Raw genomic sequence first — 19,320 nt, 5'->3', positions numbered from 1 at the left:
TATACAAAAAGAGAGAACGAATTTCGTCCTCTCTAGGTGTTAGCTTTTCACCTACCCACTACAGTTGACAAAGAGCCTACAAATAGAACTTAGTTCGTCTTTCAAACGGTTACAGATTAACCTGATAACTTCTCTGTCTACTGATTTAGGCTGTCGGACGATTGTCCTTAAACTTAACAACCACGCGTAGTTGACGGTCAGGATGTTCCGTCAAATCAATCATTTGAACGCGAGCTTCCAAAATATCCCCGTGTCCATAAAAAAGCATCCGGCTGATTAAACTGTTCTTGTATTTTGGAATGTAGCCCAATTTCTTCCCCCGATAAAGAATAAGCACCGCTTCTGAATCATAAGGATTAGTTGGTTCAGCCAGTAAATCTAGAGAAGTTCCCAATTTTAACTCTTCGACAACATCTAATCCGTCATAATAAGCAAATCCTGCCAAGTGAAAATCTTCTACATTTCGAGTTGGTTCAAAGTGTGCAAATGTCATACATTCCTCCTTATCACAAGTTACTCCTTAGTCCGGCCTATTCCGCAATCAAGGTTTCCAGACCAACCTTCATCATGTCTGTGAAGGTATTTTGGCGTTCTTCTGCCGTTGTATCCTCATCTGAATTGACCAAGCTATCAGAAATGGTCATGATAGCTAGGGTTTGGACACCGAATTTAGCACCCAGATAGTAGAGGGCTGCCGCTTCCATTTCAACCGCCTTGACACCGATTTGCCCCAGTTCCAAGTTACGACTGAAGAGTTTTGGAGAATAGAAACTGTCTGAAGACAAGACATTGCCGACATGCGTTGTCAAATTAAGGTCTTTAGCAATATGATATGCCTTATCCAAAAGGTTGAAACTTGCAATTTGTGGCAAGTCATATTCCGGCCAATCAATATTAATCATACGAGAGTTGGTTGCAGCTGCTTGCGCCAAGACCAATTCACGAACATGAACATCAGCACTCAGTGAGCCCGCGGTTCCAACGCGGATTAATTTTTTCACACCGTATTCGTTGATGAGCTCGTGGGCGTAGATGGAAATGGATGGCATCCCCATACCAGTTCCCATGACAGAAACACGGTGGCCCTTATAAGTACCTGTGTAGCCGAACATATTGCGGACCTCGTTGAAGCACACAGCATCTTCAAGGAAGTTTTCAGCGATAAATTTAGCACGAAGCGGATCACCAGGAAGCAAAATCTTATCAGCGATTTCGCCTGGTTTTGCGGAAATATGGATACTCATTTTTTTCACAAAGGGCTACTAGCCCTTCCTTTCTTTACTCTATTTATGTAACACAGATTCCAAATTGACAAGGTTACATATAGGCTTGTTCCTTAAAACCAAGTGTCCCTCTTAAGAAGGCAAATGGCAAGGCATAGATTGATTTATTGTATTGTGAAACCGTATCGTTGTAATACAGGCGTTGGTTGGTCACCAGAGCTTCAGCTTCTTTGATTTCTCGCATCAAATCACGCAGACTCTCATCAGCTCTTCCTTTTGTATCCCGTTCGATCCGTTCCACCAACTTTGTAACTTTTTCAGATTGTTGCGACAGATGGTCATGGAAATTGTTTGAACCCGAATTGGAAGTGAATTTCTTCTTGGTCTGATGATGATTGTCATCGTTTCCTTCTGCAGTCAGACGGTCTGACTGCTTCTCCTCTTCAATTAACTCGGAAAAGGTATTCTTCACAGACATTTTTAACTCGTGATCTACAATTTTATCCGTCACTTCTTGCAGTTGGTCCAACAACTTTGTAACATGTAGTTGTTTAATCTCTATTGCATTGTAAGAAGTGGTAATCTCCTCTTTTAAGTGAACAACCTTATTATATTGCAGTATAAATAAAATAATCAGATAGGAAATTACTGCACAAATAATCGAAGCACCATTGAAAGGCTCATAACCAGGGTTTGCTGGTCATTGGTCCCTCCTACAATTCTGCCAAGATAGCTTTGACCAAGCCCTTGAAGTTACCCTTGATTTGCTCGGTTACTTCTACGACTTCCTCGTGGTTGAGTTCGGATTGGAAACCAGCCGCAAAGTTTGTGATAGCAGAAATCCCCAAGACTTTCATGCCTGAGTGAGCTGCCACGATGACTTCTGGTACTGTTGACATCCCAACTGCGTGGGCACCCATAGTCTTGAAGGCCAAGATTTCAGCAGGAGTCTCATAGGTAGGACCTGTCACACCTAGATAGACACCATCGTCCAACTTGATACCCAATTTTTCCGCAACGGCATGAGCTTTTTCACGGTATTCTTTAGTGTAGGCATTTGACATATCTGGGAAACGTGGTCCGAACTCTTCCAAGTTTTCGCCAATCAATGGATTTTGACCAGTCATGTTGATGTGGTCTGTAATAGCCATAAGGGTACCTGGACCATAGCCAATACCACCTGCGGCATTGGTGACAATCACGCCTTCACAACCAAGAGCTTTCATGACACGAACTGGGAAAGTCACAACTTCCATCGGATTTCCTTCGTAGAAGTGGAAACGACCTTGAAGAGCTAAGACCTTACGTCCTGCCAAATCACCATAAACCAACTTACCAGCGTGACCTACAACTGTTGACTTGCCCCAGTTTGGAATATCCGCATAGTCGATGACAATGGCATTTTCAACTTCTTGGGCCAATTCGCCCAAGCCAGAACCCAAAATCAAGCCAAATTCTGGCTTAATCATTCCATTTTCTTCCAAATAAGCTTTTGTTTCATAAATTTTTGCAAGTAAACTCATATTTTCTCCTTTATAAATAAGCTGACCAGTCGTATTCTGGCATTTTTTCCTTGATGATGTCGAACGGACGACAGAGAAATGCTGCCTGTTCTCTCTCGATAATGGGACGGTTGAGAAGAGCTGGCTCTTTAACTAAACGCTCAAAGAGTTCTTCTTCTGACAAACCTGCTCGCTCTTCTTCTGTCAACCGAATAACAGCAGAGGGCTGACTGCCCATTTTTTTCAAAAGAGCTGTCAATTCTGCCTCTGTCAAAGGATTTTCTAAATAATTGACCCACTTGATGTCCAAGTTCTGACTAGGTAATAAGACTTGTAATTTCTTACATTTGCTACAGTCAGGATTGTAATAGACCGTCAGTTGTTCGTTCTCCTCTTCTTTGGATTTGGAGTAGGTCACATCCTTGATAATGACCATCCCATCCCCTAAATCGAGTCCATTTTTAGTAAATGTCTTTTTGGCAAAATCTGCGATCATTAAAGTTGTTGTGGTATCAAAAGTACCGCCAATTATAGCACCAATTAAAGGAACCATCTTACCTAAATTGATAACTCCAGTTGAACCAAACTTTGTTGCAAGACGAAAACCGACTGCATGATTGATTTTTTTTAGTACTTCTCCTGGTAATTTCTTTAGGAAACTCAGTGCCAATTTATTTCCAAGATTTATTCCCGCATTCTTAGCAATTTCAGAAATAGAAACGCCTGCTAAAGCTGAATAAACAAACGTTTGAACCTGATCACTTCTTGCATCGTAACCTCTAATTTTAGCGATAGCTGCAACCATCCTCATCTGAAATAGGATTACTGTTGTGATATTGGCAGGTATGGTGACAGGCATTGTTATGATGCCGCCCAAGCCAGCAACAAAACCTGATGTTGCTGCCTTTGTTGTTTGAAATTGAATAAGCTTTTCAATAGCAGTATCTTCATCATATTTGCTCAAGTAATCTTCAACAAATTCATCTAAAGTAGATTGACCCGGAATCCCATTAAGTGTTGTAGTATAGGCCCAATCCAATGTAGATAACATAGCCTCCTGAGTTATTTTTCCAGCATTGTCTAATTGTTGAGAAATAGCTCCATTAGCGTTTTGAACAAAATTCCCTGCCTGTTTTCCAGCATCATCCAAAGCCTTGCCAATCTGTCCCAAAATATCCATAGCTATTCCTCGTCCATTAAACCAGTCCGTCCAAGAAACTCTCCCCAATCATGGCTTTGTCCACACCAAAGTTTTCAGCAATGGTCGCCGAAATATCCGCAAAATGTCCCTGTGGAATCAAGCCGTTGCCAGTAAAGGAGGGGCTGTAAGCCAAGAGCGGAATGTACTCACGAGTATGGTCCGTACCGACATAGGTCGGGTCATTCCCATGGTCAGCTGTGATGAGGAGGAGGTCGTCCTCACGCATGGCAGCCATAATCTCTGGCAAGCGAGCATCAAACTCATGCAAGCAATCACGGTAGCCCTTTGCATCACGGCGGTGACCAAAGTTGGCATCAAAATCCACCAGATTGGTGAAGGAGAATCCTGTCTCAAACTCAGCCAGACCCATGGTTGTCAAGAGGGTATCGACACCGTGGTTGTTATTTTTGTTGTGGCCCATGTCGTTGGTAATGCCTGAGGCGTTGAAAATATCGCTAATTTTACCAACAGAGTAGGTCGAGATACCAGCATCTGCCAGTTTATTGAGAACAGTTGGCTCAAATGGAGAAACGGCATAGTCGTGGCGGTTGGCCGTGCGGGTAAAGTTACCAGGCTCACCAACATAAGGACGGGCAATGATACGACCCAGAAGGGCTGGACGTTCTAAGGTAATAGAACGCGCGTACTCACAGATACGATAGAGCTCCTCAAGCGGAATAATGTCCTCATGAGCGGCAATCTGAAGAACAGGGTCTGCTGAGGTGTAAATGATGAGCTCCCCAGTTTCCATTTGACGAGGACCAAAATCATCAATCACAGCCGTTCCAGAGTAAGGTTTATTGGCCTCGCGGATGACCTTACGACCTGAAAATTCTTCGATTTTGGTCAAAATTTCCTCAGGGAAACCATTCCAGAAGGTATCGAAAGGTTCGGTAATGTTGAGGCCCATGATTTCCCAGTGACCCGTCATGGTATCCTTACCAAGTGATACTTCTTCCAATTTTGTCGCATAACCTGTCGGATTTTCCTCGGCAGGAACTGTTTTCAGAGGTGTTTCACGAGGGATATTGCCGAGGCCCAGTTTAGCCATATTTGGCACATCCAAGCCGACTGTTTTTGAAATGTGTCCTAAGGTGTCTGAGGCACCGTCTGGCACGCCTGCATTGGTAAAGTTGTTGGCATCTGGCGCCGCACCGATTCCCACAGAATCCAGGACAATCAGATGAATACGTTTAAATTTAGGCATATTGCTCTCCTTTTTTTTGTAAATAAACGTTCGTCTTTTAATTATAACATAAAAAAGCTCTCATTTTCTAAAAAAATGAGAAGCGTTTTCAACTATTCTTTAGTAAGGATTTTAGGACCTTCTGCTGTTCCCACGATGACTCTTGAAATCAAGTTGATGAAGAGACCGTGCTCTACTACTCCAACTGTGTGGTCCAGTTCATTGGCCAAAGCAAGCGTATCCAAAATTCGTTCCAAATCCAGGTCAATGATGAAATTCTGCATATCGGTCACCAATTTCTGGCCGTCCTTCATACGGAAACTTGGACGATAGCCCTTCTTCTCAAACAGTCGGAAAAGATTTTCAGAACCGTATTGAACCACTTCAACCGGCAGTTTGAAGGCTCCGAGTGTTTCCACTAGCTTGCTTTCATCGACAATCCAGATAGAGTCCTTGGAATAGCTGGCAACGACCTTTTCCATGAGCAGGGCTGCACCGCCACCCTTGATGCCGTTAAAAGCTCCGTCTACTTCATCTGCTCCGTCCACCGTCAAGTCAACATAATCCACCTCATCAATATTCTTCAGAGGAATCCCCAGTGAAGCAGCGTGTTTCGCCGTGGCATGCGAAGTCGTCACACCGATGATATCCAGACCTTCTTCCTGGACCCGGCGACCGATTTCCTGGACGAAATAATAGGCAGTCGATCCTGTTCCCAGGCCCACAATCATCCCGTCCGTGACAAATTCAGCAGCCTTAATCCCAACTTGTTCTTTCAAATTTGACATAGTTTACTCCTTTGCTTTCTTAACTAGCCCTGTTGGTAAACCATGGTCTGCGCAAGTGCTTGACCGTCACCACCCAGCAACTCAACAAGTTTATAGGCAAATGGCAGACTGGTTCCGGCACCTCGACTGGTCACGATATTGCCATCGACAACCACCTCATCCGTCTGGTGAATACCTGAGGCAATCTGCTCTTCCATGCCTGGATAGCAGGTAAAATGACGGTCCTTGAGAAGCTCTGCTCTCTCTAAAACAATGGGTGCAGCACAGATTGCTGCCACAAATTTACCAGCCGCAGCTTGAGTTTTCAATTCCTCAATCAAACCAGATTTGTCACGTAGATTGGTCGCCCCTGGCATACCGCCTGGCAGGACAATCAAATCATAGGCTGACAAATCGCCATCAAAGACAGAATCAGTCTGAACAGGAATCCCATGAGAACCTGTCACCGTCTGGCTGGTCAAGCCAACCATCTGGCAATCCATATTGGCCCGACGAAGAACATCAACCGGTGTCAGGGCTTCGATTTCTTCAAAACCTTCTGCAAATAAAACCGCTACTTTTTTCATTTTTCCCTTCTTTCTACACGCTTTATCGTGATTTTCTTATAGGATGATGCTTGGCGAGTCTGAGCCTCGTCAAACAAGGTAAATTGGTAACTCATGGACAATATCAGGCCAATGCCAATCAAGTTGGAAACCATAGAAGACCCACCCTGAGATATGAAAGGCAAGGGAATCCCGGTCAGAGGCAAGATGCCTGTTGCTGCACCGATATTTTCAAAGACGTGAAAGAGCAACATGACAATGAAACCTGTCGAAATATAGGTGTAAAAACGATTGTTGGACTCGACAGTTATTTTCAGCATGCGATAGATCAAGAGCAGATAGAGCGCAATGACCACCGAGGCTCCGATAAAACCAAAATCTTCTGCAATAACCGTGAAAATCATGTCACTTTCGCGAACAGGAATCAGCAGATTGGTTTTATTGATGCCGATACCCGTCAGACCGCCACTGCCAATCGCAATCAAGCTTTGGGCTTGCTGATAGGTCGTTGATTGGGCATTTTCAAAGGGATCTAGCCAGCCCAAAATTCGGTTGATTTGATAGGTGTCCATCCCCAGATTATAAAGGAAGGATCGCCCACCAGGACTGATGAATATCAGCAGAAAAACTCCGACCAAGACGACAGCTGTCAAGACGGTTGGTAATAAAATTTTCCAGGAAATTCCCGACAGGAGCAACATGCCACCGTATATGGCCACGAAAACCAAGGAAGTCCCCAAATCTCGCTGTAGATAAAGCAAGCCCAAGACTGGTAAGGTCAAGAGGGTCAGAAAGGCAATCAGACGAAAATCTTCCTTTAACTGCCGCACTGGATTCCGCTGTTGAAAGCTGACAATCAATCTAGCTGACATGACAATGTAGGAAATCTTCATGAATTCCGACGGTTGAAACAGTGTCATATCACTGACCGTTACCCAGTTTTTAGCCCCTGTAGAGGCAACCAGCTCTGGACTAAAATAATAGAGAGGCAAAATCATCAATCCCAGTCCCAGCATGTAAAGAAGCGGAGCCATTTTCCATAAAAACTTATTGGAAAAGAACATAACTAGGAAGGCCAAACCGATACCTAAGGCAATCCACAGCAGCTGCTGGCCGACTATCCGCACCAGGCTTTCCGGAAAATCAATGCTAACGGCTATATAGAGGGATAAGATACCTATCAACAATAGTAAAAATACAGGTAATATCAGACCGTAATCAATCCGATTATCTAAATCAATCTTTCGAGTGCTCATGTCTCCTGCTTTCTAAATCTAATCTTCTACTATTATAGCAGAAAATAACGCACCGTATTTTATCAAACCCAAGATTCCTATCAAAAATCGCAGATGCGGCTGGCTAACTATAGTCTAGAGCAATCAAAATGGCAATCACGCGCACAAAAAAGCCCTCTCCGAAACTCGGAAAAGGCTTAAAATCAATGTTTCTCTTAGTTCGCAGCGTTTGCGTCTTTGAGACCGTATTTTTTGTTGAACTTGTCCACACGGCCGTCTGCTTGAGTGAATTTTTGACGTCCAGTATAGAATGGGTGTGAATCTGATGAAATTTCCACACGAATCAATGGGTAAGTTTCACCTTCAAACTCAACAGTTTCATTAGAGTTCTTAGTAGAACCGCTAAGGAACTTGTAACCAGTAGTTGTGTCCATGAAGACAACAGTGCGATATTCTGGATGGATATCTTTTTTCATTATAAAAATTCCTTTCTGCCATGGTCTCTTTCCGAGCCATAGATTATAACCATTTAAGTTTACCAAAAGTTAGGCAGACTTGCAAGTCTTTTCCCCTATTTTCTCAACATTTTACAAAGCAGAGGCTCCGGAGGCCACATCCGAGGCCACACGCGCCCCAAAACCGCCTCTTGAAGGGCTGGCCAAACCGTCTGACAAATGCTGTTTCCCAGCCACAACCCTGTCCACCAATCCCGGCGTCACAAAAACCTTGCCATCCAGACCAATCAGCACAGCCTCAATACCCTCCGTCTGGCAAACCGTCCTGTAAATCTCAGCCATGGCCTGACCAAAGAGACGTGTGGTCCAAATCTCGCCCTCGACCGACCGCTTGGAGACAATGGAAATACTGGCCAGTTCAGAGGCAATGGGATAGCCTGTCTGCGGACTGAGGATATGGTGATAGGTCTTGCCTTCAACCGTTAGGCTCCTTTCGTAAATGCCAGAGGTGACTACCGATTCTTGAATGATTTGCAGAACCAAGATGTTCTTCCCTCGTTCTTTTCCAGGATCCTGAATACCGATTAGCCAGTTACCATCAGGATTATGAGGTGCCTGTCCAAATGTCTTTACATTGCCACCCAGGTTAATCAAGCCAGCAGTCACACCCATTCGCTCCAAAAATTCGACGATACGGTCTGCCACATAGCCCTTGGCTAAGGCTCCCAGGTCAATGGCCATGCCCTCTTTTTCCAGATAGACCAGCATGTCTTCATCGTCCAATTCAATATCAGCTGGGTCAATGATAGCCAGCTTTTCATCAATTTCTTCCTGACTAGGCAGCTTGGCATCGGAAAAACCAATCCGCCAGGTCTGGACCAGCGGACCAATAGTGATATTGAGAAAACTCTTGTCAGCCAGGCTGTGTTCCTTGCCCAGCTTGATCAGTTCGTACAAATCCTCTGCAACAGGAACCGCCTGTACACCTGCATTGAGATTGACTTCCATGAGTTCCGAAGTCAGGTCATTGGCTGAAAAACGGTCCTTGTACAGAATAAGGAGGTTTTCCACCTGGTCTAAAATTGGCTCAGGATTCTCATGCCAAATCTTGGTTTCAATGACCGTCCCCATGAGACGGACGCTTCTGCTACTTGCTTGCATCTCGGACAACCTGCTGGATTTCTTGATAAATGGCTTCATTTTCGGCTAGGGAATAGGAATTAGCACCGCTGGCTAATGGATGCCCCCCGCCGTCATGCCGCTGGGCAATAGCCGAAATAGGAATATACTTGCTGCGGAGACGGACACGGTAGTTACCATCGGCTTGTTCCACAAAAATCCCCCAGGACTGGACATCACCAATACGACCCGGAGCGCCAACGATAAAGGAGGTTTCCGCATCTGTCACGCCGTATTTTTCAAGAGTGGCACGGGTCAAGGTCACCCGAGCAGCACCATATTCATCCACCTCTAAATTGTCATAGACATAGCCTGTCAGCTTAGCAATCTTGTAGTCAATGGTGTCCATTTGGCGGCTCATCTTGGCAAAATCAAAGTCCTCCTGACGCAGGCGGGACGCAATTTCAAAGGTGCGAGCAGTCGTCGCAGGGTAAAGGAAACGACCCGTATCTCCGACAATCCCTGCGTAAAGCAGGCGGGCGATTTCCCCGTCTAGTTTGAGGTTGTTGGCCAGAGCAAACTCCGTAATCATTTCGCTACAAGAGCTGGCAGCTGCGTTGACCCAGAGCAGGTCACCGTAAGGCTCTTCGTTTGGATGGTGGTCGATTTTGATGAGAAAATCCCCAGTGGTATATCGATTGTCATCCACTCGCGGCGTATTGGCCGTGTCTGTTACGATGACCAAGGCTCCGTGATACTCCTCATCTGCGACTGAGTCCATGCTAGCCAGCCAAGCCAGGGTTGGTTCATCCACACCTGTCGCCTTGACGTTTTTTTCAGGAAAATTGGCCTGCAATAATTTCTTCAAACCCACCTGACTACCAATGGCATCTGGGTCTGGCCGCTGGTGACGGTGAATGATAATAGTGTCGTACTTCTTAATGGTTTCTAAAATATCTGTAGTAATAGTCATAGCAACTCCTTTCCCAATATTTTAGCACAATCTCCCCCTTTTGAAAAATAAGGGAGTGTGGTATAATGGGATTACTATGTAACTTGGAGGAAATTATGGCACTAGCAAAAATTGTTTACGCTAGTATGACTGGTAACACAGAAGAAATTGCGGATATCGTAGCTAGCAAACTAGAGGAATTAGGTTTGGAGGTACAGGTTCATGAATGTACCACAATTGAGACGGAAGAAATCCTAGATGCTGACTTAATTGTCGTTGCGACCTATACTTATTCTTATGGTGGCGACGGTGAATTGCCAGATGAAATCATTGATTTCTACGCTGACCTAGCTGACCTGGACTTGACTGGTAAGGTCTACGGTGTCTGTGGTTCTGGCGATACCTTCTATGATGATTTCTGTAGTGCGGTAGATGATTTCGACACTATGTTGGGGTCACGTGGTGCGGTCAAAGGTGCTGAAAATGTCAAGGTAGACCTGGCTGCTGAAGACGAAGACATCGTTAACTTGGAAAAATTTGCCAGCGATTTAGCCGCAAAATTAGATTAAGATGCAGAACAAAATAACCAGTAACAGGTGTTACTGGTTCAGAACGTAGACAAACTAAACTCTGGATAAATAAACTGAGTAGCTCTGCTAAGAAAAAATAAAAATTAAGTTTATTTCGCGAGCGGAGTGAGCCTTAAGTCGGGACTTTCTGCTGTGATGAAAACGCTAGAAACGTTGTCGTTTCTAGCGTTCGGAGTCATTGAGACCTTAGGCTCAATGACTAGGTATGGAATTCCGAAGGAAGTCGCTACCGTCCAACATCACCTCAGGAAAGTCCGAAAAGAGACTTTGTCTACAAACTCAACCAGTAACAGGTGTTACTAGTTTTCTTAAAGGAGAATGGGATGCTATTAGAAGACATTCGAAAAGACATTAACGACTTGGACTGCCAACTTGTCAGCTTACTGGAACAACGCATGGAATTGGTCGATCAGGTCACAGCCTACAAACGTGCGACTGGAAAGCCAGTCCTGGATGCCAGCCGCGAACAAGCTGTTCTAGATAGAGTCGGTAGCCTGGTGGAAAATCCAGCTTACCGCTCTGCCATTGTCGCGACCTTCAGCGACATTATGGCCCGGTCCAGGGCCTACCAGGCGGAAAAATTGGCTGACTATGAATAACAAAATTTCACGCACTGGACAGCTCAGTCTCTTTTCCCTTATCATTGGTCTCGCCGCAGGAGTGATTGAAACAATTTTTGGCAGAGTCTTGTTGGCTATAGGCACTATCCGTACCGATTACTTCTCCTACCTCATTCCCTTACTCAGTCTTGCCGGACTTCTCATCATCTTTGTCTATCAAAAATGGGGGAAATCCGTCCAAGCTGGGATGAATTTGGTGTTTCAGTCAGGACAAGGACAAGACACCACTATTTCCCCTATTCTAATCCCACTGATTACCACAACCACTTGGCTGGGACATCTGGTTGGCGCATCAGTAGGACGCGAGGGGGTCGCTGTTCAATTGGGTGCCAGCATATCGCACTGGCTGGGTAAGCTCTGGAAAAGCGCACTTCCTAAAGACACTATGACGCAAATTGGGATGGCTGCTGGCTTTGCTGGGCTCTTTCAAACGCCTTTGGCTGCTAGTTTATTTGCTGTCGAGGTCTTGGTGGTCGGGAGCATTTCTTGGGTTGCCCTGCCTTACTGTCTCCTTGCTGCTATCATCGCCTCTTCTACCTCACATTGGCTAGGCTTGGAAAAATTCAGCCATTCCCTGTCAGCTTTTCCCTTCCAATTTGAAGATCTATTCAAGTGGATGTTAGTGGCCATCTGTCTCGGACTGATCGGTAACTGCTTCGCTTGGATCCTCACACATGCCAAAGCAGAAATATCTACTTTTCTTCCCAATCCTTACTGGAGAATGCTTGCACTGGGCTTGTTACTCTCGCTCTTTCTCTATTTAGCACACCTCGGTCGCTATTCTGGTTTGGGGACTAATTTAATTGAGGCTAGTCTATCTGGAAATACAATTTTTGCTTATGACTGGCTACTCAAGTTGGTCTTTACCTGCTTGTGCTTAATTGCAGGTTTCCAAGGCGGTGAAGTCACCCCACTCTTTGCCATCGGTGCAAGTGCAGGACTTGTTTTGGCACAGTGGCTTGGTCTCCCACCAGAATTGGTTGCTGCACTAGGTTATTGTGCTGTATTTGGCACTGCGACCAATACACTCATTGCTCCTATTTTGATTAGCTACGAGGTGTTCGGTTCTGCCATTCTTCCATTTGCCCTACCTGTGCTCGGAGTCGCTTATTTCCTCAACCGTAAACAAACCATCTACGGGCAACAAATTCATTGAATAGATAGAAAAGTCTGATTAGTAGGCTTTTTTCTTTCTCAAAAATTCAAAAAGAAACGCTGATGTTACAACGTTTCTCAAGTCGTATCTATCTCCCCTGCAGGAATCGAACCTGCAACTAATTCTTAGGAGGAATTTGTTATATCCATTTAACTAAGGGAAGGTCACCCTTCTATTGTAACCTAGAAGGGAAAGGATTGCAAGACTGGATTAATCTGCTGCGTGCTTACGGTATTTTTCCATTTTGGCTTTGAACAATTCCCCATTGCTAGGTGCCGTGTAGGTAACCGCATTCGCTCCAGCCTCAATGACTGTGCGAATGCTGTCTTCGGTCGGACCGCCTGTTGCAATAATCGGAAATTCGGGGAAATCTTGACGAATCTTGGCCACAACCCGCGCAGTATCTGCTCCACAAGAAACATTGAGAATATCAACACCAGCCTCAATCCGGGCCTTAATATTTGATTTCTCAGAAACTACCGTATAGATGATAGGAATATCCACAACCTTGTTGATTTCCTGTATAGTATCGACATTGGTCGGACCATTGACAACAACCGCATAGGCACCTTCTGATTCAGAAAAGAGGCTCATATTAGCAGAGCGGAGACCTGTGGTCAAGCCACCACCCACACCTGCAAGTACAGGAACTGAAGCTACCAGCATGATGCTCTTCAGGATAGCTGGACTAGGCGTAAAAGGATAGACTGCTAACACAGCGTCCGCATTATGATTGGCAATAATCGCAACATCCGTCGTAAACAAAATCGAGCGGATTCTGCGTCCGTAAATCATGATACCGCTACATTCTTTGATAATATTAGGCATCTGCACAATATCCTGGCGCAAATCTGACAAGATTGACGGTGGAACTGGCTTGGTCATAGGCACCTCCATTTTTATATTTTAGAACATCAAGACTAGTCGCAAAAGGAAACTCCTCATCTCAGCAAGAACATTTCCCATCCTTAGCTGAAAATTGAAAACCTGATGTCCACTTAGACTTCTAGACTAGTTAGATTTCGGTTTAATAATATTCATTATAACACATTTTTATCAGGAATAGGAAGCTATCCCTGAAAAAATCAAAAAATCCGGAAAATCGTCCGGATCCTTTGAACTATTTGGTAGATTTGCGAACCTTAATGCCGTGATTCAGAATGACTTCACGGTTTTCCAATTCTTCCTTGTGCATGATTTTGGTCAGCATCCGCATGGCAATGGCACCAATATCATACAATGGCTGATTGATAGAAGTCAGGTTAGGTCGTGTAAACTTGGTCACCAGTGAATCATCGCTTGTAATGATTTCAAAATCTTCTGGAACGCTGAGACCCTTGTCTGAAATACCATTCAAGAGACCTGCTGCAATTTCATCTTCTGCCACCAAGGCTGCCGTCGCACCTGCGTTCAAGATACGTTCAGCAAGAGCATAGCCTTCTTCATACTTATACTTAGATTCAAAGACTAGGCCTTCGCTAAAGTCCAAGCCCGCTTCTTGCAAGCCATCCTTATAACCAGCAAAGCGGACCTTGCCATTGATATCATCAACCAACGGTCCAGATACAAAGGCGATTTTCTTGTTGTTTTTAGCCAACAGGGTAACCGCATCCTTGCTTGCTGCAGCGTAGTCAATGTTTACGCTCGGCAATTGTTTTTCCAAATCAACCGTACCAGCCAGAACAATCGGTGTACGTGAACGAGAAAACTCCGCACGAATCTTATCTGTCAAATGGTAGCCCATGAAAATGATACCATCCACCTGTTTTGAAAAGAGGGTGTTGACCACATTAATCTCTTTTTCATCGTTCTCATCGCTATTGGCAAGGACGATATTATACTTATACATATCGGCAATGTCATCAATCCCCTTAGCCAGGGTTGCAAAGTAAGCGTTAGCAATATTTGGGATAACCACACCAACAGTCGTCGTCTTCTTGCTGGCCAAGCCACGGGCAACGGCGTTAGGACGGTAATCCAAGCGCTCGATGACCTCTAAGACTTTTTTGCGGGTATTTTCCTTAACGTTCTTATTTCCATTGACAACGCGGGAAACGGTCGCCATAGAGACCCCGGCTTCGCGGGCAACGTCATATATCGTTACCGTATCATCAGTATTCAACATATTTGTGTTTCCTTTCATCTTTCTTTTTCTATGAAAATTACGCTTTCACTCTCTTATAGTGTATCACTTTTTGTAAACACTTTCAAGAGAAAAATAGGACTTTTTTCGCTAGGACTTGCAAATTTTTTGATTTTTTGAAACAATAGTCCATATAATAAACGAAAATTTCATTTTTCTTATCATCAAAAGAAAGGTATGCCTATGTCTAAATTACAATATGTGCAAGATTACCTAGAAAACAATCAACTTGAATTGGCCATTTTCTCAGATCCTTCCAGTATCTACTACCTGACCGGCTATCACGCTGACCCACACGAACGCCACATGTTCCTCTTTGTCATGCCAGACCATGAACCGCTCCTCTTCCTACCAGCTCTCGATGTCGAGCGCGCTCGTGCAACTGTTTCATTCCCCGTAACTGGCTACATGGATTCTGAAAATCCTTGGAAAATCATCCAGGCAAGTCTGCCAAACAAGGCCTTCAAGACAATCGGTGCTGAATTTGACAATATGAATTTGACCCGCTACCACGGTCTCCAGTCTATTTTTAATCAGCCTTTCTCAGACATCACTCCGCTGATCAATACCATGAAATTGATTAAATCCCGCGATGAAATTGAAAAAATGTTTATCGCAGGTGAATTTGCGGATAAGGCCATGCAGGTCGGATTTGACAACATTTCCTTGAATGTCACAGAAACCGACATTATCGCCCAGATTGAATTTGAAATGAAAAAACAAGGCATTTCAAAAATGAGTTTCGATACCATGGTCTTGACCGGTAATAATGCAGCTAATCCTCACGGCATTCCCGCTACTAATAAGATTGAAAACAATGCCCTGCTTTTGTTTGACTTGGGCGTAGAAACGCTAGGCTACACTTCTGATATGACACGGACAATTGCGGTCGGTCAGCCTGATCAATTCAAAAAAGACATTTACAATCTCTGTTTAGAGGCCCACATGGCAGCTGTCGAGATGATTAAACCCGGTGTGACTGCTGGTGAAATTGACTACGCTGCTCGCTCTGTTATTGAAAAATCTGGTTATGGTGAGTATTTCAACCACCGCCTGGGCCACGGTTTGGGAATGAGCGTTCATGAATTTCCATCTATCATGGAAGGCAATGATTTGGTTATTCAAGAGGGCATGTGTTTCTCTGTTGAGCCAGGTATCTACATTCCGGGCAAGGTCGGCGTCCGCATTGAGGATTGCGGTCATGTGACCGAGAACGGCTTTAATGTCTTTACCAAAACGCCTAAAGAACTCTTGTATTTTGAAGGATAAGAAAGACCTCCTGCGGATAACCGTAGGAGGTCATTTACTTACCTATTTTTTTAGAAAAGTTGTTAATAGTCGAAAAGCATGGATCATTAGAATAACAAGAATAGCAATAACATTGATAAGAAGTGGTATTATTACGAAAGCAAGTCCATATATAGCAATGATAGTTGCATCTTCTATCTCAGCTCTGTTACTCAAGTACATCATATATAAATAGCTGGATGCCAAAATGAAAAAAATAACATAAATACCTTTGGTCCAATAGTGATATAAAAATCTATAAATCAAGGCATTTCCAACTAGCGTAGCAATAATAAGTAGTAAAATTAGCCAGTTTTCGACTAAATAAAGGAGCCAAAATATGAAAGGGAGACTCATCGATACCAACAAAGTCCCTAATATCAGACCCGCTCTTTTAAGAATTACATTCATACTTGATTAAAAATTTCGACCATTTTTGCCGTAGCCATATTTTTCCATAAAGTCCTGACGGAATTCGAGCAGGTTATCGTCCTTGATAGCCTGACGAACATTTTTCATGAGGTTAATCAAGAAGAAGAGATTGTGGTAGCTGGTCAAGCGGATACCAAATGTCTCGTCGGCCTTAAGTAAATGACGGAGATACGCACGTGTGTAGTTTTTACAGGTGTAGCAATCGCACTCTGGATCTAATGGTGTAAAGTCCTCAGCGAACTGAGCGTTTTTAACCACAAGACGTCCTTGACTGGTCATGCAAGTTCCATTACGTGCAATGCGTGTTGGTAGTACACAGTCAAACATATCAACCCCACGAATCACACCATCAATCAAGCTATCTGGTGCTCCAACACCCATGAGGTAACGAGGCTTATTCTCTGGCAATAGTGGGGTGGTGAAATCCAAGACTGCATTCATCTCATCATGGGTCTCACCGACAGCCAAACCACCGATGGAATAGCCCGGAAAATCCATGCTGACCAGATCGCTAGCTGATTGGCGACGGAGGTCTTCAAAACCAGCCCCTTGGACAATCCCGAAGAGCCCTTGGTCATGCGGGCGACGGTGAGCCTTTAGACCACGCTCCGCCCAACGGCTGGTCCGTTCAATGGACTTCTTGACATAGTCATACGGTTGGTAGAATTGCGGGCATTCATCAAAGCTCATCATGATGTCAGAACCAAGATTATTCTGGATGGAAATGGCTTTTTCCGGCGACAGGAACATCTTACTACCATTGAGATGGTTTTTAAAGGTCACACCTTCCTCGGAAATATTGCGGCTATCTGCCAGCGAATAAACCTGGAACCCGCCCGAATCTGTCAAAATCGGCTGGTCCCAATTCATGAATTTGTGGAGTCCACCGGCACGCGCAATCAGCTCATCACCAGGACGAAGCCAGAGATGATAGGTATTGGACAAAATAATGCCCGACCCCATTTCTTTCAGCTCCTCAGGCGACATGGTCTTGACCGTCGCTTGCGTTCCCACTGGCATAAACATAGGCGTTGGGAAGGTCCCGTGTGGTGTGATAATCTCACCCAAACGAGCACCTGTGTGCTTTTCTTTCTTGATCAAGCGATACTTGATTGGTACATCTGTCATATATATTTACCTCCTACCAGGAAAAACAGTCCTGGGAAAATCAACAGGGCTCAGCTGAGCCTGCAACTAATCTAGTCTATCAAAATTTACCTTTCTTGTCACTTGAAACTGTGTTAAAATATGGAGGAAAGGAAGGCTTTATGTTTACAATATCATCTATTCGCCAAAAAGCTCGCCTGAGCCTGAGAAGGAATCCTACTAGCTTTAAAATCGTTTTGCTTCCTGTCCTGCTGACTCTGCTGATCAATCTATTTACAAATTCCCAGACAGATATGGAGCGTGTTGCAGACATTAGCCAGGACACCCAGGCTAGCATTTATTACCTACTGTCCATTTTAGGATTTACAAGCTTCTACAGGTTGCTCCTTGCCCTTCTGCTGCTCTCCGTCTCCTACAGCCTATTCCTATTGATGTTGGGCAAAAAAGCGACAGGGAAACTTTCTGATAGCCTAGCTATCTTCAGCCATCCATCATTTGGAAAATTCTTGGCGGTTTTCAGTTTAAAAACAATCCTGCTCATTCTCTGGAGCTTGATTTTCTACATCGGTGCCTTCTTGCTGCTAGGGTCTAGTATCCTCATCGGCAACCTGTCCGCAGAACTGCTTCAAGCCAACTCGGTTGAAGTACAGGAAAGCCTGACTGGCATGATAGCTATCGGCTTTTTGGTTTTTATTGCTGGTTTGTTCCTGGTCTGCATTGGTCTGGCCATCTATTTGCCACAGGTCTATGCCTATTCCCAGGCTGAGAACATTCTCTTCCAACGCTTGGAAGCGGACACTTATACCAGTGCCAGAGCCATTTTGAAGGAAAGCCGTCAATTGATGAAGGGCTACAAATGGAAACGATTCCTCTTGGATTTGAGCTTCTTGGGATGGTTTATCTTGACCATTATCACCGGCGGACTTGCGGATTTCTATGTTCTTCCCTATCAAAAGACTGCCCAGATTTATTTCTATCAGGCTATTCTGGAAGAAAAAAGTACCAAATCAATATAATTCGACCATTCAAAAAGCGATATCCGCTCACACTTGCGGCATCGCTTTTTATTTATGTTCTTAGTTACTACTATGCTCCTGTCATGGCCAAGTATTCAATCTTGATGCACTTGTTCATGACAATGGCAGAGCGCCCAGCCTGACGCAGGATTTCTTCTGCTTCTTGGCTCTCCAAACCCAGCTGAGCCCAAAAGATTTTAGCATCTGTTTGGATAAATTCACGCGCTACATCGGGCAAGAATTCACTGCGACGGAAAATATCGACAATGTCAATCGGCTGGTCAATATCCAGCAGACTAGCATAGACTGGCTCACCAAGAATGGTTTGGCCAACTGCCGTCGGATTAACAGGAATAATCTTGTAACCAGCCTCCTGCATGAGCTTGGAAACCCGATAGGATGTGGCATCCTCACGAGCAGACAAGCCCATAACCGCAATGGTCTTGGCGTTTCTCAGATAATCAAAGATGACATTCTGATCTGGATTTTGAAAAGAATAGGTCATAACTACCTCCTTTTAAGGGTGATAATGATAGACAAATAGGAAAATCAAGAGGTCAAGCAGGTACACCAGACGGATAAGCCTGACTTCTCTCTTGCTCAGTATCGAACGACCTGGCATTTAGGGAAAGAGGGCCACCAAAACTGCCGTAGCAGCCAGACCTATATTGGCCAGATAGGCCATCTTGGTCAGACTTGCCAGTAGGAAGCTCAGAAATGTAAGTCCTACTCCCAACAGAATCATTTGCCCATAGGTCCGTGT

The 19,320-nt window shown here is 44.4% G+C and carries 22 protein-coding genes, 1 tRNA gene and 1 pseudogene; 5 read left to right on the top strand and 19 right to left on the bottom strand.

The window, feature by feature from the left end:
• Positions 1 to 145 precede the first annotated feature (145 nt).
• The 13 genes and pseudogenes from ACHBGV_RS05870 to ACHBGV_RS05810 form a co-directional block, all read right to left on the bottom strand.
• Entirely contained in the window at positions 146 to 493 is a 348-nt protein-coding gene (locus ACHBGV_RS05870) for an HIRAN domain-containing protein (protein WP_105122526.1), read from the bottom strand.
• Positions 494 to 530: 37 nt separating this feature from the next.
• A complete protein-coding gene (deoD, locus tag ACHBGV_RS05865; protein ID WP_257104711.1) occupies positions 531 to 1,244 on the bottom strand; it encodes a purine-nucleoside phosphorylase in 714 nt (237 codons plus the stop codon).
• A 73-nt stretch (positions 1,245 to 1,317) separates the two neighbouring features.
• Positions 1,318 to 1,701 carry a LemA family protein gene (locus tag ACHBGV_RS05860; protein ID WP_394735862.1) on the bottom strand — a complete coding sequence of 128 codons (384 nt, stop codon included), beginning with the start codon at positions 1,699 to 1,701 and terminating at the stop codon, positions 1,318 to 1,320.
• A gap of 235 nt (positions 1,702 to 1,936) precedes the next feature.
• Entirely contained in the window at positions 1,937 to 2,746 is an 810-nt protein-coding gene (locus tag ACHBGV_RS05855; RefSeq protein ID WP_394735861.1) for a purine-nucleoside phosphorylase, read from the bottom strand.
• A 10-nt stretch (positions 2,747 to 2,756) separates the two neighbouring features.
• Positions 2,757 to 3,161 (bottom strand): arsenate reductase family protein, encoded by a 405-nt coding sequence (locus tag ACHBGV_RS05850; protein WP_394735863.1) that lies wholly within the window; start codon positions 3,159 to 3,161, stop codon positions 2,757 to 2,759.
• Positions 3,141 to 3,896 (bottom strand): annotated as a pseudogene (locus tag ACHBGV_RS05845) (EcsC family protein); the annotation flags it as partial. The pseudogene ACHBGV_RS05845 and the gene ACHBGV_RS05850, both read right to left, overlap by 21 nt.
• A gap of 25 nt (positions 3,897 to 3,921) precedes the next feature.
• The gene (locus ACHBGV_RS05840) at positions 3,922 to 5,133 is read right to left on the bottom strand and encodes a phosphopentomutase (protein WP_105110407.1); all 1,212 of its coding nucleotides are present in this window, start codon (positions 5,131 to 5,133) and stop codon (positions 3,922 to 3,924) included.
• Positions 5,134 to 5,225: 92 nt separating this feature from the next.
• The gene (gene rpiA, locus ACHBGV_RS05835; RefSeq protein ID WP_172059415.1) at positions 5,226 to 5,900 is read right to left on the bottom strand and encodes a ribose-5-phosphate isomerase RpiA; all 675 of its coding nucleotides are present in this window, start codon (positions 5,898 to 5,900) and stop codon (positions 5,226 to 5,228) included.
• Between the two features lie 23 nt (positions 5,901 to 5,923).
• Positions 5,924 to 6,466 carry a DJ-1 family glyoxalase III gene (locus tag ACHBGV_RS05830; protein ID WP_125266049.1) on the bottom strand — a complete coding sequence of 181 codons (543 nt, stop codon included), beginning with the start codon at positions 6,464 to 6,466 and terminating at the stop codon, positions 5,924 to 5,926.
• The gene (locus tag ACHBGV_RS05825; RefSeq protein WP_394735860.1) at positions 6,463 to 7,701 is read right to left on the bottom strand and encodes an FtsW/RodA/SpoVE family cell cycle protein; all 1,239 of its coding nucleotides are present in this window, start codon (positions 7,699 to 7,701) and stop codon (positions 6,463 to 6,465) included. The genes ACHBGV_RS05830 and ACHBGV_RS05825 overlap by 4 nt, the downstream gene beginning before the upstream one ends.
• A gap of 194 nt (positions 7,702 to 7,895) precedes the next feature.
• Positions 7,896 to 8,156 (bottom strand): type B 50S ribosomal protein L31, encoded by a 261-nt coding sequence (locus tag ACHBGV_RS05820; RefSeq protein WP_105110411.1) that lies wholly within the window; start codon positions 8,154 to 8,156, stop codon positions 7,896 to 7,898.
• A 111-nt stretch (positions 8,157 to 8,267) separates the two neighbouring features.
• Entirely contained in the window at positions 8,268 to 9,296 is a 1,029-nt protein-coding gene (locus ACHBGV_RS05815) for an FAD:protein FMN transferase (RefSeq protein WP_394735859.1), read from the bottom strand.
• Positions 9,283 to 10,227, bottom strand: a complete 945-nt coding sequence (locus ACHBGV_RS05810; RefSeq protein WP_394735858.1) for a bifunctional oligoribonuclease/PAP phosphatase NrnA — start codon at positions 10,225 to 10,227, stop codon at positions 9,283 to 9,285. The genes ACHBGV_RS05815 and ACHBGV_RS05810 overlap by 14 nt, the downstream gene beginning before the upstream one ends.
• Positions 10,228 to 10,322: 95 nt before the next feature.
• Here ACHBGV_RS05810 and ACHBGV_RS05805 point away from each other — a divergent pair, with 95 nt between their 5' ends.
• The 3 genes from ACHBGV_RS05805 to ACHBGV_RS05795 all read left to right on the top strand — a co-directional run bounded on the left by ACHBGV_RS05805 (position 10,323) and on the right by ACHBGV_RS05795 (position 12,572).
• Positions 10,323 to 10,775: a flavodoxin gene (locus ACHBGV_RS05805; RefSeq protein WP_105110414.1), complete on the top strand. Its 453-nt coding sequence runs from the start codon at positions 10,323 to 10,325 to the stop codon at positions 10,773 to 10,775.
• 344 nt (positions 10,776 to 11,119) lie between these two features.
• Positions 11,120 to 11,395 (top strand): chorismate mutase, encoded by a 276-nt coding sequence (locus ACHBGV_RS05800; RefSeq protein WP_172067121.1) that lies wholly within the window; start codon positions 11,120 to 11,122, stop codon positions 11,393 to 11,395.
• Complete coding sequence (locus ACHBGV_RS05795; protein WP_170239100.1) at positions 11,388 to 12,572, top strand: chloride channel protein; 1,185 nt, start codon at positions 11,388 to 11,390, stop codon at positions 12,570 to 12,572. Before ACHBGV_RS05800 ends, ACHBGV_RS05795 begins: the two co-directional genes overlap by 8 nt.
• 91 nt (positions 12,573 to 12,663) lie before the next feature.
• Here ACHBGV_RS05795 and ACHBGV_RS05790 read toward each other — a convergent pair.
• From ACHBGV_RS05790 to ccpA, 3 genes are all read right to left on the bottom strand, one after another.
• Positions 12,664 to 12,735: transfer RNA gene (locus tag ACHBGV_RS05790), tRNA-Arg, on the bottom strand.
• A 47-nt stretch (positions 12,736 to 12,782) separates the two neighbouring features.
• Positions 12,783 to 13,457 carry a hydrolase gene (locus ACHBGV_RS05785; protein ID WP_105110417.1) on the bottom strand — a complete coding sequence of 225 codons (675 nt, stop codon included), beginning with the start codon at positions 13,455 to 13,457 and terminating at the stop codon, positions 12,783 to 12,785.
• Positions 13,458 to 13,692: 235 nt separating this feature from the next.
• Complete coding sequence (gene ccpA / locus ACHBGV_RS05780) at positions 13,693 to 14,694, bottom strand: catabolite control protein A (protein ID WP_283241320.1); 1,002 nt, start codon at positions 14,692 to 14,694, stop codon at positions 13,693 to 13,695.
• A gap of 204 nt (positions 14,695 to 14,898) precedes the next feature.
• On the opposite strand from ccpA, the gene ACHBGV_RS05775 reads away from it, so the two are divergent.
• Positions 14,899 to 15,984, top strand: a complete 1,086-nt coding sequence (locus ACHBGV_RS05775) for a M24 family metallopeptidase (protein ID WP_394735857.1) — start codon at positions 14,899 to 14,901, stop codon at positions 15,982 to 15,984.
• Between the two features lie 435 nt (positions 15,985 to 16,419).
• On the opposite strand, the gene tgt is transcribed toward ACHBGV_RS05775, so the two are convergent.
• Complete coding sequence (tgt, locus tag ACHBGV_RS05770; RefSeq protein WP_394735856.1) at positions 16,420 to 17,562, bottom strand: tRNA guanosine(34) transglycosylase Tgt; 1,143 nt, start codon at positions 17,560 to 17,562, stop codon at positions 16,420 to 16,422.
• 140 nt (positions 17,563 to 17,702) lie between these two features.
• Between tgt and ACHBGV_RS05765 the strand changes: the two genes are divergently transcribed.
• Complete coding sequence (locus ACHBGV_RS05765; protein ID WP_394735855.1) at positions 17,703 to 18,557, top strand: DUF975 family protein; 855 nt, start codon at positions 17,703 to 17,705, stop codon at positions 18,555 to 18,557.
• 70 nt (positions 18,558 to 18,627) lie between these two features.
• Here ACHBGV_RS05765 and ACHBGV_RS05760 read toward each other — a convergent pair whose 3' ends face one another.
• Both ACHBGV_RS05760 and ACHBGV_RS05755 read right to left on the bottom strand, forming a co-directional pair.
• Positions 18,628 to 19,062: a CoA-binding protein gene (locus ACHBGV_RS05760; RefSeq protein WP_394735854.1), complete on the bottom strand. Its 435-nt coding sequence runs from the start codon at positions 19,060 to 19,062 to the stop codon at positions 18,628 to 18,630.
• A 117-nt stretch (positions 19,063 to 19,179) separates the two neighbouring features.
• Positions 19,180 to 19,302, bottom strand: a complete 123-nt coding sequence (locus ACHBGV_RS05755; protein WP_394735853.1) for a hypothetical protein — start codon at positions 19,300 to 19,302, stop codon at positions 19,180 to 19,182.
• Between the last annotated feature and the right edge of the window lie 18 nt (positions 19,303 to 19,320).

It is taken from the genome of Streptococcus sp. A34 (assembly GCF_043674115.1).
GTDB classification, from domain to species: Bacteria; Bacillota; Bacilli; order Lactobacillales; family Streptococcaceae; genus Streptococcus; species Streptococcus suis_V.
The sequence above is the reverse complement of the archived record's forward strand: the minus strand, read 5'-3'. Positions and strand labels throughout refer to the sequence as shown.